Origin of the sequence: Halorientalis pallida, assembly GCF_004118325.1 — an archaeon.
Lineage (GTDB): Archaea > Halobacteriota > Halobacteria > Halobacteriales > Haloarculaceae > Halorientalis > Halorientalis pallida.
This window is the reverse complement of record NZ_RDFA01000002.1, coordinates 234,222-253,809: the sequence shown is the minus strand read 5'-3', so window position 1 is coordinate 253,809 and position 19,588 is coordinate 234,222. Positions and strand designations below refer to the sequence as shown.

Annotated in this window: 20 protein-coding genes; 8 read left to right on the top strand and 12 right to left on the bottom strand. The window is 68.9% G+C overall.

What is annotated here, in order from left to right; all coding sequences use genetic code 11:
- Window positions 1–8: 8 nt before the first annotated feature.
- Window positions 9–1,046, bottom strand: coding sequence for a DNA repair and recombination protein RadA (radA, locus tag EAF64_RS06435; protein WP_129068157.1), 1,038 nt, complete (start codon window positions 1,044–1,046; stop codon window positions 9–11).
- Between the two features lie 191 nt (window positions 1,047–1,237).
- Between radA and EAF64_RS06430 the strand changes: the two genes are divergently transcribed.
- Complete coding sequence (locus tag EAF64_RS06430; protein WP_193767599.1) at window positions 1,238–1,915, top strand: histidine kinase N-terminal 7TM domain-containing protein; 678 nt, start codon at window positions 1,238–1,240, stop codon at window positions 1,913–1,915.
- Here EAF64_RS06430 and pspAB read toward each other — a convergent pair.
- Window positions 1,912–2,544 (bottom strand): PspA-associated protein PspAB, encoded by a 633-nt coding sequence (gene pspAB, locus EAF64_RS06425; RefSeq protein WP_129068155.1) that lies wholly within the window; start codon window positions 2,542–2,544, stop codon window positions 1,912–1,914. The genes EAF64_RS06430 and pspAB overlap by 4 nt on opposite strands.
- 103 nt (window positions 2,545–2,647) lie before the next feature.
- Here pspAB and EAF64_RS06420 point away from each other — a divergent pair, with 103 nt between their 5' ends.
- Window positions 2,648–4,450, top strand: coding sequence for an ATP-binding protein (locus tag EAF64_RS06420; protein ID WP_129068154.1), 1,803 nt, complete (start codon window positions 2,648–2,650; stop codon window positions 4,448–4,450).
- A 4-nt stretch (window positions 4,451–4,454) separates the two neighbouring features.
- Here the strand turns inward: EAF64_RS06420 and EAF64_RS06415 are convergent, their stop codons facing one another.
- A complete protein-coding gene (locus tag EAF64_RS06415; RefSeq protein WP_129068153.1) occupies window positions 4,455–5,144 on the bottom strand; it encodes a DUF2270 domain-containing protein in 690 nt (229 codons plus the stop codon).
- 82 nt (window positions 5,145–5,226) lie between these two features.
- The gene (htpX, locus tag EAF64_RS06410; RefSeq protein WP_129068152.1) at window positions 5,227–6,096 is read right to left on the bottom strand and encodes a zinc metalloprotease HtpX; all 870 of its coding nucleotides are present in this window, start codon (window positions 6,094–6,096) and stop codon (window positions 5,227–5,229) included.
- 111 nt (window positions 6,097–6,207) lie between these two features.
- Between htpX and EAF64_RS06405 the strand changes: the two genes are divergently transcribed.
- Window positions 6,208–7,353 carry a 60S ribosomal export protein NMD3 gene (locus EAF64_RS06405; RefSeq protein ID WP_129068151.1) on the top strand — a complete coding sequence of 382 codons (1,146 nt, stop codon included), beginning with the start codon at window positions 6,208–6,210 and terminating at the stop codon, window positions 7,351–7,353.
- Window positions 7,350–8,381: a class I SAM-dependent methyltransferase gene (locus tag EAF64_RS06400; RefSeq protein ID WP_129068150.1), complete on the top strand. Its 1,032-nt coding sequence runs from the start codon at window positions 7,350–7,352 to the stop codon at window positions 8,379–8,381. The genes EAF64_RS06405 and EAF64_RS06400 overlap by 4 nt, the downstream gene beginning before the upstream one ends.
- 130 nt (window positions 8,382–8,511) lie before the next feature.
- Here the strand turns inward: EAF64_RS06400 and EAF64_RS06395 are convergent, their stop codons facing one another.
- Window positions 8,512–10,248, bottom strand: a complete 1,737-nt coding sequence (locus EAF64_RS06395; RefSeq protein WP_129068149.1) for an ATP-dependent DNA helicase — start codon at window positions 10,246–10,248, stop codon at window positions 8,512–8,514.
- A 90-nt stretch (window positions 10,249–10,338) separates the two neighbouring features.
- Here EAF64_RS06395 and EAF64_RS06390 point away from each other — a divergent pair, with 90 nt between their 5' ends.
- Complete coding sequence (locus EAF64_RS06390; RefSeq protein ID WP_129068148.1) at window positions 10,339–11,655, top strand: hypothetical protein; 1,317 nt, start codon at window positions 10,339–10,341, stop codon at window positions 11,653–11,655.
- On the opposite strand, the gene EAF64_RS06385 is transcribed toward EAF64_RS06390, so the two are convergent.
- The 4 genes from EAF64_RS06385 to EAF64_RS06370 all read right to left on the bottom strand — a co-directional run bounded on the left by EAF64_RS06385 (window position 11,652) and on the right by EAF64_RS06370 (window position 13,546).
- Window positions 11,652–11,855, bottom strand: coding sequence for a DUF7561 family protein (locus EAF64_RS06385; protein WP_129068147.1), 204 nt, complete (start codon window positions 11,853–11,855; stop codon window positions 11,652–11,654). The genes EAF64_RS06390 and EAF64_RS06385 overlap by 4 nt on opposite strands.
- A gap of 38 nt (window positions 11,856–11,893) precedes the next feature.
- On the bottom strand, window positions 11,894–12,613 hold the full coding sequence (locus EAF64_RS06380) for a MinD/ParA family ATP-binding protein (RefSeq protein WP_129068146.1): 720 nt from the start codon (window positions 12,611–12,613) through the stop codon (window positions 11,894–11,896).
- Window positions 12,614–12,692: 79 nt separating this feature from the next.
- Window positions 12,693–13,121: an HIT family protein gene (locus EAF64_RS06375; protein WP_129068145.1), complete on the bottom strand. Its 429-nt coding sequence runs from the start codon at window positions 13,119–13,121 to the stop codon at window positions 12,693–12,695.
- Window positions 13,122–13,168: 47 nt separating this feature from the next.
- Window positions 13,169–13,546, bottom strand: coding sequence for a DUF5658 family protein (locus EAF64_RS06370; RefSeq protein ID WP_227738897.1), 378 nt, complete (start codon window positions 13,544–13,546; stop codon window positions 13,169–13,171).
- 201 nt (window positions 13,547–13,747) lie between these two features.
- Between EAF64_RS06370 and EAF64_RS06365 the strand changes: the two genes are divergently transcribed.
- Genes EAF64_RS06365 through EAF64_RS06355 form a run of 3 tightly spaced genes read left to right on the top strand, consistent with a single transcriptional unit; the run spans window position 13,748 to window position 16,108 of the window.
- Window positions 13,748–14,170 (top strand): hypothetical protein, encoded by a 423-nt coding sequence (locus EAF64_RS06365; RefSeq protein ID WP_129068144.1) that lies wholly within the window; start codon window positions 13,748–13,750, stop codon window positions 14,168–14,170.
- A gap of 1 nt (window position 14,171) precedes the next feature.
- Complete coding sequence (locus EAF64_RS21325; RefSeq protein WP_227738896.1) at window positions 14,172–14,903, top strand: HalOD1 output domain-containing protein; 732 nt, start codon at window positions 14,172–14,174, stop codon at window positions 14,901–14,903.
- A 53-nt stretch (window positions 14,904–14,956) separates the two neighbouring features.
- A complete protein-coding gene (locus EAF64_RS06355) occupies window positions 14,957–16,108 on the top strand; it encodes a thiolase family protein (RefSeq protein ID WP_129068143.1) in 1,152 nt (383 codons plus the stop codon).
- Window positions 16,109–16,220: 112 nt separating this feature from the next.
- Here EAF64_RS06355 and EAF64_RS06350 read toward each other — a convergent pair whose 3' ends face one another.
- From EAF64_RS06350 to EAF64_RS06340, 3 genes are all read right to left on the bottom strand, one after another.
- On the bottom strand, window positions 16,221–16,883 hold the full coding sequence (locus tag EAF64_RS06350; protein WP_129068142.1) for a DUF2306 domain-containing protein: 663 nt from the start codon (window positions 16,881–16,883) through the stop codon (window positions 16,221–16,223).
- 163 nt (window positions 16,884–17,046) lie between these two features.
- The gene (locus EAF64_RS06345) at window positions 17,047–17,646 is read right to left on the bottom strand and encodes a TetR/AcrR family transcriptional regulator (protein WP_129068141.1); all 600 of its coding nucleotides are present in this window, start codon (window positions 17,644–17,646) and stop codon (window positions 17,047–17,049) included.
- Window positions 17,647–17,707: 61 nt separating this feature from the next.
- The gene (locus EAF64_RS06340; RefSeq protein ID WP_193767598.1) at window positions 17,708–19,525 is read right to left on the bottom strand and encodes an LEA type 2 family protein; all 1,818 of its coding nucleotides are present in this window, start codon (window positions 19,523–19,525) and stop codon (window positions 17,708–17,710) included.
- Between the last annotated feature and the right edge of the window lie 63 nt (window positions 19,526–19,588).

The following is a 19,588-nucleotide window of genomic DNA, read 5'->3' as shown; positions in this document are numbered from 1 at the left end:
GGGGGCGGTTATTCGTCCATCAGGCCACCTTCCTCGACGCGCATGACGCCCTCGCCGTCGGGGAGGTTGGGGGCGTCGACGAGCTTGACGATCCGCTTGTCACCTTTGGATTTCCGGAGGTAGATGCGGAACGTGGAGGTGTGACCCAGGATGTTCCCGCCGATGGGCTGGGTGGGGTCGCCGAAGAAGGAATCGGGGTTGGAGGCGACCTGGTTGGTGACGACGACGGCGGTGTTGTTGAGGTCGCCCACGCGCATCAGGTCGTGGAGATGTTTGTTGAGCTTCTGCTGACGTTCGGCGAGTTCGCCACGGCCGACGTACTCGGCGCGGAAGTGCGCGGTCAGGGAGTCCACACAGAGCAGGCGGACGGGGAACTCGCCGTCCTGGCTCTCGCTGGCGATCTCCTTTGCTTTCTCCGCGAGCAGGATCTGGTGGTTGGAGTTGAACGCCTTCGCGACGTGGATGTTGTCGAGGAAGGCCTCGACGAGGGCCTCCAGGTCCTCCTCGTTGTCGACGCTGGCGTCCTCCATGCCGAAGAACTCCATCGTGTCCTGGAGCACGTCGTCGTCGTGTCCGCGGACCATCTGGTCGATTCGCTCGGGGCGGAAGGTGTCCTCGGAGTCGACGAAGATGGCGCTCCCTTCGAGCCCGCCGTGTTCCTTGGGCAGTTGAACGTTGACCGCGAGCTGGTGGGTGACCTGTGACTTGCCGGCCCCGAACTCGCCGTACACTTCGGTGATTGACTGGGTCTCGACGCCGCCGCCGAGCAACTCGTCGACCTCCTCGACGCCCCAGGTCAGCTTCCCGATCTGTTCGCGCCGTTCCAGCACCTGCGCGCCGGACTCGAAGCCGCCGATGTCGGCGGCCTCGCGGGCGGCCTGGATGATGTCCGCGGCGCTCGACTCCCCGATGTCCGCGGTGTTGGACAGTTCGCCCGGGCTGGCGACCGCGATGCCCTGATAGCCGTCGAACCCGTTCTCTTTCAGCTTCTCCGCCGTCGCCGGTCCCACACCCGGCAGCTCTTCGAGGTCTTCGCTCGTTGCCATACGCCGACCTTCTGCCCCCTCACACATAAACCCTCGTTAACACCGTGGTGAAAGTGAAACTGGCCGCCAGCGGCCGGCCGGCGCCCGTGGCCGTCCGTACCTTGAGATGTCAAGAAACGTGTGAGAGGTTCGCATGGCAATTGCAATATTTATATGCATGAATACTGATTATTGGGATTGGGGGATTCGGTGTGGCAATTGCACTAACACCATACACGATACCGCTGTGGGTCGTCGCCATCGTGGGGAGCGGGCTCGCAGCACTGACCGCGTATTATCACGAACAGAAAGGCGCGTACGCGCTGTTCGCCGTGTTCATCGGCGCCGTCCTCTGGGCGGGCGGGTACGCTATGGAGATGAGTTCGGCGCCGTCACAGATGGCGATCTTCTGGTACAAGATCCACTTCATCGGGAGCGCCATCGTGCCGACGGCGATTTTCGTCATGGCCCTGCGATTCACCGGCCGGGACGACCTGATCCGGGCCCGGAACATCGCACTGCTGGCCGCGATGCCCGTCGTGACGACCGTGTTGATCGTCACGAGCCACGACATCTGGATCCAGGGACACATCGCGAACACCGGTCCGGATGCGGTGTTGCCGCTGACCTACCAGTTCGGGCCGTGGTTCCCGATCTACGCGTACTACTCGCTGGCCATCGCGGTGGTCGCTATCGGGATGTTCGTGCAGGCGGCGCTGGAACGTAGCGACGAATCGTGGGTCAACGCGACCACCGCGTTCCTGGTCGCCACGGTCCTGCCGACGGTCGGGACCGGCATCTACGTGATCGGGAACACGACCATCGACTACGGCCCCTTCGCGTTCCTGATCTCCGGCGTGTGTATCATGGCCGCGATGTTCTACCTCTAATCCCAGGGATGGCCCTGGGGTGATTCGGGCCAGAGCGGGTACCAGTAGCGCTCGTCGTCTTCCACGTCGAGTTCGCCGTCGAGGACGCTCGCGAGTTTGAACTCGGTGGTGTCGTCGCGCTCGTGGTCGCCCGCCGGCGCGAAGGGGTAGTACGCGCCGCGCCGGAACGAGTACACCCAGTACAGCGGGCGGTCGGCGGTGTCGCCGGTGAGCGCACGTTCGGTCCGCTGGAAGGCAAACAGGGCCGCGAGCAACCGGGAGCCGTAGCCCCGTTCGACGAGGGTGTCGGCGGCGAAGTGGAGGCTCGTCAGGAGGTCCTCGACGTCGTCGTCGTGGAGAACGACCCAGTCGTATCCGTGCCGGTCCGCACGGAACGTCGCGGCGGTGCCGGTCTCGGCTTCGCCGGCGTCGAGGATGGCCGCGACCTCGTCGACGGCGTCGCCGAAGTCCGCGCTGTCGACGCTCGCGAAACAGAGCGCGGCGACGCCGGCGGACTCGAAGCCCAGGTCGGCCGCCATCGTGACGTAGGCGGTGCTCATCCCGAACAGGTCCTCGGGATCGGCCGGCCGGGTGGCGGCGGCCTCGGCCTCGAACCCGAGGACCCGCCGAAGCTGATCGAACAGTCCCATACGCACACCGTGGGAGCGGACGCTCTTGGCTCTGCTCACTACCGTTTCGACTATCGTTTCTCGACCCGGATTTAAGCCCCGTCAGTTCCGGAGTGTTGACATCATGGCTGTCCAGGGCGTGCCGGCAGTGACGGCACTGTCCGTGTGCAGTGCCGTCGCGTTCGCGGCCGTCGCGGTCTGGGTCACCCGCCGCCGCCCCGGGGCCGGGGCACGGTGGTTCGCGGCGACCATCGGGTTGCTGGCCGTCGGGGCCGCCGGTTCCGGCGTGGCCTATCACCTGACAGGGACGGTCAGCCTGGCCACTGGCATCTACCCCCTGATCGTCGTCGTGATGCCGGTCGTGTGGGCCCGCTTCGCCTTCGAGTACTACGGTCTCTTCGAGTTCACGTCCCGGCGGCGAACGGTGGCGCTGATCGCGCCGGCCGTCGTCGCCGCCTTGGCCGGCACGTGGGTCGGCCTCGTGGAGGTCGGCCTGTTCCCCACGGTCTCCGAGACGTTCGTTCTCGGCGTGTACAGCGGCTACGTGGCGATGCACTTCTACTCGGCGACCGTCCTACTCGTGGCGGTCGGCCTGCTCGTCCGCACGGGACTGCGCCGGGATCATCTCGGCCTGTCGCTGGGGGCCGCGCTGGCGCTGATCGTCGTCGCGCCCTGGGTCGGGAACTTCATTCACGGGGCGCTCCGGGTCACCGACACGTCCCTGCCGGGCGTGGCCGACGAGGTGGTCCGTGCCGGCGCCATCTCGATCGGTGCCGTCGCCGCCGTCGCCGCCGTCTCCCGCTACCGCCTGTTCCAGGGGTTGCCCGCCGCCGGAACCATCGGCCCGGAGACGGTCCTCGAAGAGATGGACGACCTCGTGATCGTCACCGACAGCGCCGGACGGGTCGTCCGACTCAACGAGCGAGCGCGCCTGGCGTTCGCCGCCGACGGCGAACCCGCCGACCGGCTCGTCGAGGACGTGTTGGGCACCTCTATCGGTGCCCTGGCCGACCGAGACGGCGTGCGTCTCGACACCGCCACCGGTCCCCGTCAGTACGATCCCTCGGTGTCCGAACTCACGAACGAACAGGGTCGCTGCATCGGGCACACGCTGGTCCTCCGGGACGTGACCGAGCGGTACACCCGCCGCCAGCGGCTCTCGGTCCTCAACCGTGTCCTGCGGCACAACCTCCGAAACGAGACCGCGACCATCGTCACCCGCGCGGAGATGATCGCCGAGCAGGTCGACGCCGACGCCGCCGCGCTCGCCGACGATGTCGTCGACACCGCGCTGTCGATCGCAGAGACCGGCGACAAGGCCCGCCGGATCGAGCGGATGATGGCCGTCCCGGTGACGCCCGATCCCCGGACCGACGTGACCAGCGTCGTCCGCGACGTCGTCGAGACGGTCCGGGAAGACACGGACTGTGCCGTCTCCTGGTCGGCCCCCGACACCGTCGTCGCCCGGGCCGACCACCGCGTCCTCCACCCCGTGCTCGAAGACCTCGTCGAGAACGCCGTCGAACACAACGATTCGGCCGACCCGACCGTCGACGTGACCGTCACCGTCGATCCCGAGGCTGCCCGCCCCGTCCAGATCACCGTCGCCGACGACGGCCCCGGCATCCCCGAGTCCGAGCGCTCCCCTGTCGTCGCCGGCGACGAGGCGCCGCTCGAACACGGGAGCGGCCTTGGGCTCTGGGGTGTGAAGTGGGGTGTCACCCGGATGGGCGGGTCGCTCAGCTTCGAGGAGAACGAGCCACGCGGGACGGTCGTCCGGGTCGCGCTCCCGACGCCCGCCGACGGGGCCGACGCGGCGGTCGTCGACGAGGCGGTCGCACGGACGGAGGTCCCGCCACGGACGCCGCCGGCGGTCCCGCCCGGCACCATCCGGGAACTGGACGCGTCGAACGACCGGTCCTCGTGACCGGTCACTCGCCCTTCCAGTCGCCTTCCTTCCCGCGGTCCTGCAGTTCGCCCTTGGCGTGTCGTTTCCGGGGCCAGAACGCGATCACGAGGAGCGCGACGGAGAAGGCGGCGACACTCGTGACGACGAGCCAGCCCGGCACGCCGAAGACGTCGGCGGCCGCGAGCGGGTCGCCGCCCGGCGCGACCACGAGGATCTGGACGACCCACGCCGCGAGCAAGACGAGAAAGAGGGGCAGGTAGACCCGTCGCAGTCGGCGCGTGTAGGCCTCGACGAACGGGGTCTTGATCGCCGGCTGGCGCAGGTCCGCGGCCAGCTCCGCCCGCCAGTCGGGGTGTTCGACGCCACCGGCCGGGTCGAGCGTCGGTGCCAGCAGGTCCTCCTCGATCAGTCGCACCCGGGACCGCCAGGTGTCGTAGGCCCGATAGCGCCGTGTCTCGACGAGGTGGAACAATCCCAGCGCGAGAATGCCAACGAGCAAGACGTAGTGTGGCCGGTCGCCACTGGAGAAAGCGAACGCCAGGATGGCCGCGATGAGCGTGATCGCCCAGTTGGTCGTCCGGTCGATCCGGCCGTGTTCGGTGTTCATCCGGTTCAACTCGCCGCGGTAGTAGTGACCGAGGAGTGAGGCGGCCGTCTCCACGTCCTCGCTCACCCGCTCGCCCACGTCGGTCGGATCGGTGTCCTCGTCCATACGGTGCCGTCGACGGCCGGCGCACTGCCGTTTGTGCCGGCACGTGCAACCGCGGAACGCGTCACCGGGTGCTCCGCCCCGTTCACCGCCCCGCCAGTTCGCGTTCGAGGTCCTGCAGCCGCTCGATCCGGCGCTCGGTCCCGGGGTGGGTCCGGGCGAGTCGCCCGATGAACCCCCGGCTGATCGGGATCACGAAGAAAGCGTTCATCTCCGCCTGTTCGCGCAGGTCTTCCTTCGGAACCCGGTCCATCCGGCCGTCGATGGTCGCCAGTGCCGAGGCCAGCGCGGCGGGGTTGCCCGTGATGAGCGCGCCACCGCGGTCGGCCGCGAACTCCCGATACCGCGAGAGGGCGCGGATCAACAGGAACGAGACGACCCACACGACCAGCGAGATCAGGATGGCGACGACGACGCCACCGCCGCGGCGGTCACGCCCGCCGAACAGCCACCCCCACCGGACGATCAGGAAGGCGATGGTCGAGAGGAAGGATGCGATCGTCATCACCGCCACGTCCCGGTTCTTGATGTGGGCGAGTTCGTGGGCCAGCACGCCGTCGAGTTCGTCCGCGTCGAGCGTCGCCAGCAGACCGGTCGTCACGCAGACCGTGGCGTTCTGCTGGGATCGGCCGGTCGCGAAGGCGTTGGGCACGCTCGACTCGGCGACGGCCACCGTCGGCATCGGCAGGTCCGCCTGCTGGGAGAGCCGCCGGACCGACCGGTAGAGGTCGGGGTACTCCGACTCCTCGACCTCGCTCGCGCCCATACTCCGGAGCGCCAGCTTGTCGCTGAAGAAAAACTGTGCGAGCATGAATCCGCCCATCACGAGCAGTATCGGCAGGATGCCCTGGAAGTACAGCGAGAGGACGCCGATGAACAGGACGTAGAGACCGCCGAGCAAGAGCATGGTCAGCACCATGCGGCCCCGGAGTCCCCAGTCTGTCTGCCACTCCATGGAAGGAGTACGTGCCGAGCGCAATTAAACACCGCGTGGCCAGGGGTAGCCCAGGTGACGGTGCGACCGAGAGCGCGAGGCTTAACCGGTCGAATCGAGTACCAGGGGCCAATGAGCGAGTCACGCGAGTTCTGTCCGCGCTGCGGGGAGACCATCCCGGAGCGGCCGGAACCCCGCCCCGGCGAACCCAGAGACCCCGATCGCGTGCTCTGTAACGACTGTTACTTCGAGGAGTTCGACCTCGTGGACGCCCCGGATCGCATCGAGATCCGGGTCTGTGCCCAGTGTGGCGCGGTCCACCGGGGGAACCGCTGGGTGGACGTGGGGGCCGACGACTACGTCGACGTGGCCGTCGAGGAGGTCAGCGAGGCCCTGGCGGTCCACATGGAGGCCGAGGCCGTCGACTGGGAGGTCGCGCCCGAACAGGTCGACGCGACGACGATCAAGATGCACTGCCGGTTCTCGGGGATCGTCCGGGATTCGCCAATCGTCGAGGACGTGCTGGTCCCGGTGAAGATTTCCCGCGAGACCTGCAAGCGCTGTGGCCGCATCGCCGGTGGCTCCTACGCCGCCATCGTGCAGGTGCGAGCCGACGAGCGCGACCCCAGCGACGGGGAACTCGAGCAGGCCGAGCGCATCGCAGAGGAGTACATCGCCGACCGCGAGGAGAAAGGCGACCGCAACGCCTACATCACCGAGGTCAGCCACGTCGAGGGCGGTCTCGACATGAAGATCTCGACCACGCAGATGGGTGGCGGCATCGCCGAGCGGATCGTCCGCCAGCTCGGGGGCGCCTACACGTCCAACGAGACGCTCGTGACCGAGGACAGCGACGGCAACGAGGTCTACCGGGTGACCTACGCCATCCGCCTGCCCCGGTACCGCCCCGGTGAAGTGATCGATCCCGACGACGACGACGGTCCCGTCCTCGTCCGGAGCGTGCAGGGCAACCTGAAGGGGCGACGCGTCACGACCGGCGAGGCCTTCGAGGCCAGTTTCGAGGACGAGAACGCCCCGGAGGCCCGGCGGCTTGGCACCCGCGAGGAGGCCGACGAGACGACGCTGGTCGCCGTCGAGGACGAAAACGCCGTGCAGGTACTGGACCCCGAGACCTACGAGGCGAAGACGGTCGCCCGGCCGGACTACCTCGACCCCGACGCCGACACCGTGCCCGTCATCAAGAGTCGCGCCGGCCTGCACGTCCTGCCCGAGGGTGAGGACGAACCCGCCGACGGGGACGGAACCGAGGACGCATGACGGGAGACGCCGACCCTCTCGCCGCGGTCGTCGCGAGGGGTCGCGCCGAGACCGCGGCCGACGCGCTCCGCGAGGAAGGGATCTACGACGACGACCGCAGTATCAGGCCGTTCGGCGAGGACGCCGTCGCGCTCCCGGTGACGGCCCCGCCCGAGCAGACGGCGGTCCGGGAGATCGTCCGGCAGGAGGCCGAGCCACGCCTGCGGAACCTGGACGATCACCTCCGCGAGCGGGGCTGGACCGAGGCCGAACGCGAGCGAGCGCCGGGGTCGTGGGCCGTCATCGGCACCGTCGTCCTCGTGGACGTCGGAGACGCCCCCCGGACCGGGGAGGTGGGGGAAGCACTGCTGGACCTGCACGCAAACGCCGACACCGTGCTGGCGCGTCACGGGATCGACGGCACCCAGCGCGAACCCGACGTGGAAGTGATCGCCGGTGCGGGCGACACCGAGACGATCCACACCGAACACGGGACGAAGTACGCGCTCGACCTCGCGGAAGTCATGTTCTCGCCCGGGAACAAGGCCGAGCGCAAGCGGATGGGCGACGTAGTGCGTGGCGACGAACGGAACGAGGGACCCGAGCGGGTCTTCGACATGTTCGCCGGCGTCGGCTACTTCACGCTCCCGATGGCCCGGGCCGGCGCACGGGTCACCGCGGCCGAGATCAACCCCGCCTCCTTCCGCTACCTGCTGGAGAACGCCAAACTCAACGAGGTTCACGAGCGGGTCGACCTCTACCGGGCGGACTGCCGGGACGTGGCCGAAGGTGTCGAGGCCGACCGGGTGGTGATGGGCTACTACGAGGCCCACGAGTACCTCGACGCCGCACTGGACGCCCTCGAACCCGGTGGCGTCGTCCACATGCACGAGGCCACGCCCGAGTCGCTGGTGTACGACCGGCCCGTCGAGCGCTTGACCGAGGCCGCCGCCGAGCGCGGTCGTGCGGTCGAAATCCTCGACCGACGCAAAGTCAAGGGGTACAGCGAGGGCGTCGCCCACGTCGTCGTGGACGCGCGGGTCGAGTGACCTGCGAGTGCGAAAACTCTAATTCCTGTGGTCACGAACGACCGGGTATGGATCGAAAACAGATCATCGCGATCATCTTCGTGATCCTGATGATCGGCTCACCGATCGCGTACGCGACGGTGTCGTTCTTCTAGCTGTCCCAGACGTCCGACAGGGGGTGGGAGCCGTCGGAGTCACGGGTCGTCGAGCGACGCGAGCGTGACCGCGACCGACTCCGGGAGCTCGTCTCGCCGACGGCCGCGCCCGAATCGAGCGCCGGCAGGTCGGGTTTCGACATCCGGTCGACCTGTTCGGCGAACCAGTCGGGCATGTCCGTGCGAGCGCGCTCGAAGAGGTCGAGCAGGGAGGAATCGCCCAGATACGTCGCCCCGTGGTCGTCCGGGGCCCGGACCACGCGGCCACAGGCCTGGATGACCGTTCGCAGCGCCGCCCGGTAGTACCAGCCCCACTGGCCGTCTTCGAGTCGCTGGGCCACCCGCGAGTCCCGCGTGTTGGGGTAGGGTGCCTTACAGAGTAGTTGCCAGCGCGCCAGGTCGCCCTCCAGGTCCAGCGCCTCCTCCATCTTGACCGAGCAGAAGACCTCGTTGCCGTCGCTTCGCTTCCACGTCGAGAGGACGGCGTCGCGGTTCTCGCGGTCGTGGACCCGAATCCGCTCGTCGACGCCGTACTCGCGCAACAGGTCGACCAGCCGCTCCTGGATCCCGTAGGAGTGGCAGTGGACCAGCCCCTTCTCCGACGGGTGGGCCTGCATGATTCGCACCAGCACCTCCGCCATGCGCGGGAGGGTCCGATCCCGTTTCTCGTAGGTCATCTTCCCCTGTGTCACGTCGTACAGCGGCCGGTTCTCGACGGGGAAGGTGTGGTCGACCTCCACGAGCGCCACCCGCGAGGGGTCGAGTCCCGCACCGGCACAGAAGGCGTCTTTGCTGAGGATGGTCGCCGACAGCAGGGCGAACTTCTGACCGCGGTCCCAGACCGTGTGCTTGAGGTAGCGCTCGGGGTTCATCGGCTTGATCGTCACGGCCGTCCCCGCGCCGTCGGGCTGGTCGACGACCCACGTCGTGGCGCTGTCGGGATTCCGGTAGTCCTCGAGGAACCACTGGAGTTCCGAGACGAGTTCGGTGAGTCGGTCGCGCTCGGCCACCTCGTCGGGGTCGAGTTCGGCGTTGCCGCGCAACTCCTCCTGGCGACGCGAGGCGATCCGCGTGACCTTCTCGGCGTACCCCTCGGCGTCGTCGGGCCCGTCGATCTCGGGAGGGTGCACGTCGTTCCAGACTGGTACTCTGCGGGGCGAGAGGTCGATGGTCGCGTACATCTCGGCCCACTCGGCCAGCCCGTGAGCCTCGTCGACGACGACCACGTCGCGCTGGCCGAACACGTCGGAGCCGGCGGTCTGCATGAAGTAGGCCAGCGTCATCGCCGCGATGGGGCGGTTGGCGGCGATGGAGCGGTCCGAGAAGTACGGACAGCGGTGTTTGACCTGGCAGTCGAACATCCGCTCGCGGTTGCAGGGAGCCTGATCCACAGGGGTATCGGTCTCGCCCGGCAGGATACACGAGTAGTTGTTCTTCCCGCGGATGATCTCCAAGTCTTCGAGCAGGTCGTCCGAGGCCACGTCGTCGAGCTGGGAGACCTGGGGCGTGGTGTAGTACGCACCGATGGGCTCGTTGGCCTCGGCTTCCCCGGCGGTGCGGGCCGACCCCGCGATGGCTCGGGCGAGCAGGGACTTGCCGCTCCCGGTCGGGGCGCGCACCAGCACCACGTCGTTGCCGGCCTCGAACGCGGCGCGGATGTCCGCGAGCGCCTGCTCCTGATTCCCACGGTAGGCGGGCGCGGGGAACTCCGTCTCGATCCGGGCGGGCTTCACGTCACCTGATGGATACCTGCGGAGGCTAAAGTCGTTCGGCTCGACCTACCCGGTGGAATTAAGTCTCCGCTCACGTTCACGTCAAATACTATGCACGATGCCCCGCGCCGTCGCGTCCTCCGGACGGGCGGCACCCTCCTCGCCGGCGGCCTCACAGTGGGCCTCGGCGGCTGTCTGCAGAGTGACGGCACCGACACGCCGACCGACGACAGTGACGACGACGGCGACGACGGTGGCGGCGGTGGCGGATCGCTCCCTGCCTTCGCCGACTGGCTGCCCGCGCCGGCCGCGATGGGCACCGACCACTACGAGTTCACCGCGGCCGATCCCAGCGCGATCTTCGAGCACGAGTCGGCCGTGGAAGGGAGCGCGTTCGGCGGGCTGACGGGCGCGACGGAACAACTGGACGGGATCACGCTGTCCGATCTCTCCGGGCTGTACCTGATCGGCGGCGGGATGGTGCTGACTGGCGACGTCGACGCCGACGCGTTCCGCTCGTTCCTCGCGGCGACCGGCTACGCCGAGGGCGAGACGTACCACGGCTACACGTTCTACACGGGCGGACCGGGCGGAACCGCCGCCGTCTCGTCGGACACGGCGATCCGGGCCGGGACGCTCGGCGACGCCCGCGAAAAGATCGAAGCGATAATCGACGCCAAGCAGGGGACGGCCGACCGCTACACCGACGCGAACCCCGACTGCCGGACGCTCCTGTCCCGACTTGGCTCGGGAGCCGTCGCCGGCGGCCGGACCCACGAGGAGGCCGCGTTCCTCGACGGCGTGGTCGCCGACGGCTTCCGCTGGCGGCTCGACGGGACTACCGCGTCGTTCACCGGTGCGTTCGTGTTCGAGAGCCAGTCGGCGGTCGACACCGCGGCGGTCGAGAGCCTGGTAGCCGAACGGGCCGTGTTCGACCCGCTCTCCTCGCCGTCGGTCAGCGCGGCCGGCCGGACCGCCGTCGTCGACGGCACGGCCGACACCGGCTCGGTCAGCCGACTCGGCCCCCGGTACGGGGCCGCGGGTGGTCCGGGCGGCAGGGGCGACCGCCCGCCACAGGTGTCGTTCTCGTGGGACTACGAGCGCCGCGGCGACGGGGTGGGCATCACGACCGTCTCCCACGACGGCGGGGATTCGGTCAGGGCGAGCGAACTCGTCTTCCGCGGGGACGGGTTCGTCGGTGCCGGATCGACTCCCGAGACGGTGGCCGGCGAACTGGACGTGACCGAGAGCGGTGGGCAGTGGCCGGCCGCGTTCGCCTCCGGGAACGTCGACGGCGACGCCGCCGTCGTCGCGGGCGATCAGGCTCGCCTCGGCGTCGCCAGCGACGCGGAGATTTCGCTGGTCTGGGAGTCGGCAGACAGCGACGTGTCCGCGACGCTGTCGGCGTACGAAGGGCCGGACGCCTAGAGTTCTTCCACGTCGTCGGCCGTCGCGTCGCGGTCGTCGGGCAACCGGTCGATGCACTCCGAACAGAGCAACCACTCCGAGCCGTCGGCGAGTTCCAGCGCCAGCCCCGCGGCGCGGTCGCCGCCGAACGACCAGATGTCCGCGATGCCACCCGCTACCTCGACGCGCTCCCCACAGCCGTCACAGGGCTCGTGTGCCATGGTGGCCGTTGGGCCGCCCGTGGCTTGGCGGTTCCGGCCTACAGCAGTCCCTCCTCCGGGAAGTCCAGTTCCAGATCGGTGCCCAGCACCCGCTCTACGGCGACTGCGACCGCGGGCGCGAACTCGGTGTCGGGGTCGGCACAGACGGGCAGGTCCGCGACCGTCCGCACGTCGCTCTCGGGGATGGTGGCGTCGGCGGGCTCGACGGCACCCGCAGCGCGGGTCGCGATCACGGCGTCGACCGGCGCGCCGAGGTCGTGGAGGCGGTCCCGCATCGTCGGGAGCCGGTCCAGCCCGCGCTCGCTGGCGGGGGCGACCAGCGCCACGCGGTCGGCGCTGGTGACCGCCGCGACGGCCTGGTTGGCCGCAACTGGGGGCGTATCCACGAGGACGTGATCGAATCGCCCGGCCGCCGTACCGAGCAACTCTTCGAACCGCCGGGCCGCCTCGGGGGTCTTCGCCCGGGCCAGGGGCTCGAAGGGCGCGCGAGCGGGACAGGCGGCCAGCCGACCCGGCACGTCGAGAGCGAGGTCGGCGAGGCCGTCGGCTAGCTCCCCCGAACCGGTACAGAGGGCGGTCAGGTCCGGGTCGATGCGGCCGGGGACGTGGGCTGCCAGCCCCTGCGTGGCGAAGGCGGCGTCCAGCAGGGCCACGTCCCGGCCGGCCCGCGCGAGGGTCGCGCCGAACTCCACGGTCGTCCGCGTCGTGCCCGCACCGCCGACCACGCCGGCCAGCGCGAGCGTCGATCCGCTGGTCACGGACGGGCCTGCTCCTGTCTTCCGATAAAAACCTACGGGCACGCTCGTGGACTCGCTCGGATCGAGACCGACGACCTCGCTAGTCCTGCGCGGCCGCGATGTCCTCGGCGATGTCGGCCATCTCGTCGTCGTCGAGGTCCGGTGCCGCGCCGCCGACCGCGTGGATGGGGCTCCCGCCGTCGTCGGCGAAACGCGGGACCACGTGGCCGTGGACGTGGGGCACTTCCTGGCCACTCTCCTCGCCGTTGTTGAACCCGACGTTGCTGGCCGGGGCGTCGACGGCGGCCTCGGCGGCCGGCACGAGGTCGTGGATGGCGGCGTACAGTGCGTCCGCGGTGTCGTCGGGCAGGTCGTTCAGCCGTTCGTGGTGGTCCCTCGGGATGACCAGCGTGTGGCCCGGCGCGAGCGGGTTCACGTCGAGGAACGCGAACACGTGGTCGTCCTCGTAGACGGTGTGGCTCGGAATCTCCCCCGCGACGATCTGACAGAAGATACAGTCGTCTGACATCGCCTGGGTGTTCGACCGCCGGCCTCAAAAAGCGTACGCGAGGCGGGCTATCCGAACAGCAGGGTGGCGTTGATCACCGACGCGCCGAGCCACGGGAGCGCGAGCCCCAGCGGGACGACCGCGCGCTCGCGGTCGGGCATCGCGAGCCAGGCCGTCAGTCCGAACCCGACGGCCCCGACCTTCAGCGCGCCCAGCATCCCGATGCCGGCGTCGGCGACGGCCGCCCGGACGACCGGGTTGCCCTCGGTCAGGCCACGCAGGAGTCCGAGGTGTGTCAGCGCGACGTCGGCCAGCAAGGTGACGGCGACCAGTGCCCACAGCCACCGTTCGTGGCGACTGGCCGCCAGCACGATCCGTTCGACGTAGCCACTGTGCGACTGCTGTCCGTCGGGTACCCCACCCGTGTCGTACGCGTCCGTTGCCATGTCCGTGGACCCCACCGCGTCGCCGGGCCCGCCCCACCAGCGCGGACCGCGGCGTCGGTGTCGTGTTCGTTTCTAGCCGAACTGGCGGAAATAAGCTTTCGGTCCGCCACACGGGGCTGGAGAGCCGTGTTTCCGTCCGCAGTCGTGTTCACCGTGCCGGGGCAAACAGTTAATAGCAATTCGTCTGAAAACTGCACGAGAATGACTCGCATAGCTGGCCGCCCGGCACGGACGGCCGCCCTCGGATTCGGAGTGCTCTGGATCGCAAGTGTCGCGTTCACGACGCCCGCACTGGCACAGAGCGGGGGCGCAGGGTCGGGCGGCCCCGGCTTCTGGTACGCGACGAGCCTCATCGCACAGGTGATGCTCTCGATCGGTGCGGTCGGGTTCGTCGTCCAGGCCGCTCGGGCCTACGGCGGTGAGATCGGCAAAGCGCTCTACGTCGCCGGGGGTGGTGTCATCGTCTTCGCGGTCTGGCGACTGCTCGACGGCGCGGTCAAGATACTGAACCTGCAGAGCCCCGGCGAGAGTATCGAGAGTACCGTATATCTCGTGACGACGGCGCTCTTGCTCGCGGGCTTCTACATGCTCTGGGAGACGATGAGCGGCCACAGCGCGGCCTGAGATGACGAGCTACGAACGCCTCGCCGAGCGGCTGATCGAGACCCAGCGGACGATGATCGGCAAGCGCGCCGTCGACATCGCCCGCTCGGTCGAGGGGCTCTCGATCACCGACGACGGCGCGGTCGAGAACGTCGCAGCCGACGACCGGCAGGTCCTGGACGAGCTGGTGCGGTCCTACGTCGACGTGATGGGCGAGTCCGCTCGCACCCGGCTCACCGACGTGGCCAGCGAGTACGAGGACCTCACGCTCCCGGAGACGCTGGGCGGACCGCCGGCCAGCGCGGACGCGGCGGAGACGACCGACGCGGTCGAGCCGGTCACGCCCGACGAGGAGGCCACCGCCGAGGACGTGGACGACGCCGTCACCGCGGCCGAGGACAGGACGTCACGCGAGGACGTGGTCACGAACATCTGGGGCGACGACGTGGCCGCCGAGCCCGAGGCGGCCGCCGATCCCGTCGCCATCGACGTGGTCGAGGGGTCGTTCGCCACCATCTACGTCAACGTCACAGGTGACCGCGGGCGAGGCCCTGTGCCGGTCGGCCAGTTGATCGTCGACGCCGTCCTCGCCGAGACGGACCTCGAACCCGACGATCTGGACCACCTCTCCGCGTACGTCTCCGCCGACGAGATCGTCGCGCTCGCCGAGGACGATGACCGGACGTCCGTCTCCTTCTCGGTCGAAGACCACGAGGTTCGTCTGGACGAGGACGGGTCCGTTACGGTGGAGTGACCTCACAAGACGGGAGAAACACCTATCGGTCTCGATCCGGTAACGAGTGTCACATGAGGGACGCACTCATCGTCGACGCGGTGCGAACGCCTTTCGGCAAGCAGAACGGCTCGTTCCGGGACACACATCCGCAGGACCAGGCGGCGGAACCGCTGACAGCGCTGGCCGAGCGCAACGACTTCGACGGCGAGGAGACCGTCGAGGACGTGATCTACGGCTGTGTCACGCCGGTCGACGAACAGGGGCTCAACATCGCCCGCCTCGCGCCGATGGTCGCGGGCTGGGGCGACCGGGTGCCCGGCGTCCAGTTGAACCGGATGTGTGGCTCGGGCCAGCAGGCGGTCAACTTCGCCGCGACGAACGTCATGGCCGGGCAACACGACGTGCTGGTCGCGGGCGGCGTCGAACACATGACCCGCGTGCCGATGGGCTCGGACGGCAACAGCGTCACCGAGACCTACTTCGAGGAGTTCGACGAAGTGACCACGCAGGGTGAGGGCGCAGAGCGAATCGCCGAGGAGTACGGCTTCAGCCGGCAGGAACTCGACGAACTCGCCGCCGACTCCCAGCAACGCTGGGGCGAGGCCTGGGAAGCCGGCCACTACGACGATCAGATCACGCCCGTCGAGACGGAACTCGACGGCGAGACCGTCACCGTCGAGCAGGACGAACACCCCCGCCCCGAGACCGACGTGGAGACGCTCTCCGGCCTCCCGCTCTCCTTCCGCCAGGAGGGCAACGGCGTCCACCACGCCGGGAACTCCTCGGGCATCGTCGACGGCTCGGCAGGTCTGCTGGTCGCCAGCGAGGACGCCGTCGAGGAACACGACTGGGACCCGATGGCCCGCATCGTCGCCACGGAGGTCGTCGGTGTCGACCCGATCACGATGCTGAAGGGACCGATCCCGGCGACCGAGCAGGTGCTGGAGAAGGCGGACATGAGCGTCGAGGAGATCGATATCTTCGAGGTCAACGAGGCGTTCGCCGCCGTCGTCGCCGCCTGGCTCGAAGAGACCGGGGCGTCCTGGGAGGACACCAACGTCAACGGCGGGGCGATCGCCCACGGCCACCCGCTGGGTGCGACCGGCGGTGCACTCCTGACGAAACTCGCCCACGAACTCCAGCGGACCGGGCAGGACTACGCACTGTCGACCATGTGCATCGGATTCGGCCAGGGCGTCGCGACCATAATCGAGCGGGTCTAAGAGGCCCACTCTCTCCGTCAGGGGGATCGCCAGCGGCGACCCCCTGCGCAAAAACTTGGAAAAAAAGCCGAGCGCGCGCCGGTGACGCGCGCCCGGTACAACAGCCCAGTACTCACCCGTCTGCCGTCCCGAACTGGTTCTCGTACCGCTGGACGGCCAGGAAGATGACTGGCGTGCCAAGCAGCGTCGGCCACAGCCAGCGGGCCACCGTGGGGAGAAAGACGAAGTTCACCGTCGAGAACGCGGTGACGGTGGCGATGTAGCCCGCTCCCATCCGCGTCAGGTGCTCGTAGAACCAGGCGCGGGGCTCGGCTGCGTCGGTTCGGAACAGCCCCACGTCCCGGACGCCGAATCCGACGCTGATCCCGCCGAACACGACGAGGACGGTGCCGAAGCTCGACCCACCACGGAGTCCCAGCCCGCCCATCACGAGCAGACCCAGTCCGGCGACACAGAGCAGGCCCACGGCGACCCAGTCCACGAGCACCGGGTCGTCGGCGGGTCGCTTGCGCGAGAGGACCCGATACCCCGAGAAGACGAAGTAGAAGCTGAACACGGCGATCAGCGCGAGGAACTGCCGGTTCTGAGTGGGTGCGAGAGCGAACAGCAGGAGCGCCGATCCGGAGACGAACGCCATCGCGCCGACGTAGACCCGCCCGAACTGTCGGTGGCGCTGGCCACCGTTCTCGGTCAGTAGGGCTCCGAGCCCGGCGCACAGCGCGAGGAAACCGGCGACGATGTGCGAGCCGAGGGTGGCAGTTTCGGCGAGTGTCATCGGTCCTGCGTGCATCCGCGGCCGAGGGAACTGCTCTCGGGCGCCGTACTCGGGACTGCCCTGGGTGGCATCTCGGTGAGACTCTCGGCGACACGATAATAAATCTACTGAGTGAACACTCACTAACCAATCGTCGGACCGACTGGATCGTCGGCTCCAGCGCTCAGTCCGCCGTGGCCAGCAGGGAGTCGACGTAGCGGCCGACGGCGTCGGGGAGCGACTCGCCGACGTCCATCCCCAGCGAGAGGTAGAAGCCGGTCGCGCCGTCGGCCGCGGCGACGAGGAAGGCGGCAGTGGCCCGCGGGTCGACGCTCTCGTCGAAGGTGCCGTCCGTGACCCCGTCTTCGAGGATCTCGGTCAACGCGTCGATCGTGTCGCCTTCGAGCGCGAGCAGTGGCTCCTGTAGCGTCTCGTTGTGAGGGGCGTGGGCGAGCAACTCCATGACGGCGACGTCGACGCCGCGGCGTTCGGTGTCGGCGCGGTCGGTGAAGAGGTGGTCACAGGCCTGCCGGAGCCGCGTCTCCGGGTCCTCGGCGTCGAGTGCGTCGAGTTCGCGGCGCAGGAACCCGGCCGCCGTCTCCAGAAACGCGACGACCATCTCGTCTTTCGAGTCGTAGTGGTAGTACAGACCGGCCTCGCTCAACTCGCTCTCGGCGGCGATCTTGGCCGTCGTGAGCCGCGCGTAGCCGTGTTCGGCGAGCGCCTGCCTGACCGCACCCGCGACCGCTGCCTTCGTGTCTGACGGAACGGACTCCTCTCCCATAGCCGTGAGTGAGCGCTCACTCGTATGCCAGTTTCGCTCCGCTGGCCCGGTGCCGTGGGGGCTACCCCTCGCTGGCGTTCAGTACGTCGGTCTCGATGGTCGCCTCCTGGCCCAGCGAGTCCAGGGCGACGCGCTCGCGCTGGCCGAGGACGGAGACGGTGGCGGTCACGTCCACGTCGAAGGTCGACTGCTCGCCGTTGCGGACGTGGCGCACCCACCAGCGGTCCATCTTCGAGTTGTCCAGCACGAGGCGCGCGGTGACCGTGTCGCTCGATTCGGGGTCGACCACCTGTCCGACGCGGGCACTCCGGTCGGCCAGCGTGACGCCGTTGGTCGTTACGGTGTAGTCGATGGCCGCCACCGTGACCGGGGTCGCGAGTTCGTTGCGGACCGACGTGCGCGTCTGTATCGGCGCCGTGTCGGCGGTGGCCCGGTTCCACTCGGAACTGACGCCGGTGACGACCAGCGCGGTCCGGCCCTGCACCTGCACCGCCTCGTCGCGGTCACCGTTCATGCCGGCGAGCAGGTCGGTCCTGACGGTGCTCTCGCGGGTCCCGAGGTCGGCGTCGAACTTGGTCGCGCCCACGTCGGCGGTCGCGGTGGGCGTCGTCACCACCTGCGAGCGCTCGCCGTCGTTGAGGTGGCGGGCCCACCACTCGGGCACCTCGCCGTTGTCCTTCAGGCTGGTCAGCGAGAGCGTGTCACTGCCGGGTTCGACGGTGTCGAGGGCGGTCGAGCCCTCGGCGATCTGAACCCCGTTGATCGTCGTCGTCTGGGTCACGTCCAGCGAGAGGAGGGCGGCCAGCCCCGGATCGTCGGGCGTGTCGAGGCTGGCGTCGGTCTCGATCTCGGTGGTGGCGTCGGTGACCGCGCCCCACCGCTGGTCGGTGTCGGTGACCGACGGCGGCTCGAAGTCACCCTCCTGCTGGGGCGTCTCGACCGGTTCGACGCTCGTTCCGCCGCCGCCGAGCATGTCCGTCTCCAGGCGCAGGGTGCGGTCGAACACGCGCATGGGGACGCGCTGGCGTTCGCCGTCCCGGACGACGTAGCCGTACATCCGGACCGAGAGGTCGCTCACCTCGTCGTCGGTGACGTGTTCGCGCCACCAGTCGGCCATCTTCGGCGAGTCCAGCGCGACGGTCACGTCGATGGACCCGGCCTCGCCGGGTGCGACGTTCAGCCCCGCCTCGCGCTGGCCGCGACCGAGTTCGACGCCGTTCATCTCGACGACGTACGCCACGCCGTCGAGGGTGACCGCGTAGTCGTGGACGTTCTCCACGTCGGCCGAAAACGAGAGCGGCGTCGTCTCCGCGGTCGCCTCGCCCCAGCTGGCCCGCTGGTTCCGCAACGTCAGGAGCGGATCGCCCTGGAACGCGACCTGCTGGGCTCCCTCGGTCGTGAACCCGCCGAGGATGTCCGTCTCGACGGTCGAGGACTTAGCGGGAATCTCGCGGGAGAATCCGGGCGCGTTCACGGTCGCGTCGACGGTCAGCTTCGACTGCTCGTCGCCGTTGACGTGGGTCACCCACCAGTCGGCGATCTTCCGGTTCTCCATCGCCGCCGTGAGGGTGACCGTGTTCGTCCCGGGACCGAACCCGACGCCGGACCGTTCCCCGCGGGCCAGCGTCACGTCGTTCAGCCGTGCCGTGTAGGCCACGTCCACGACGCCCGGCACGCCGACGGGATTGGGGTTGTCGACGGTGACGCTCGTGACGATCTCCGTGGTCCCGTCGGTGACCGCACCCCAGTCGTAGCTGGTCGATTCGACCGTCGGCGCGGCGAAGGCACCGGTGGCCGCCAGCACACCGACTGCCACGACACCGAGGACGAGAACCGCCGCGACGACACCGCCGGCCTTCAGCGCGACTGCACGTGACACCATTTCGAGAAACTATGGACAACTTGAACATAGTTTCACTGGCCGAATCGACGGTCGATTTCG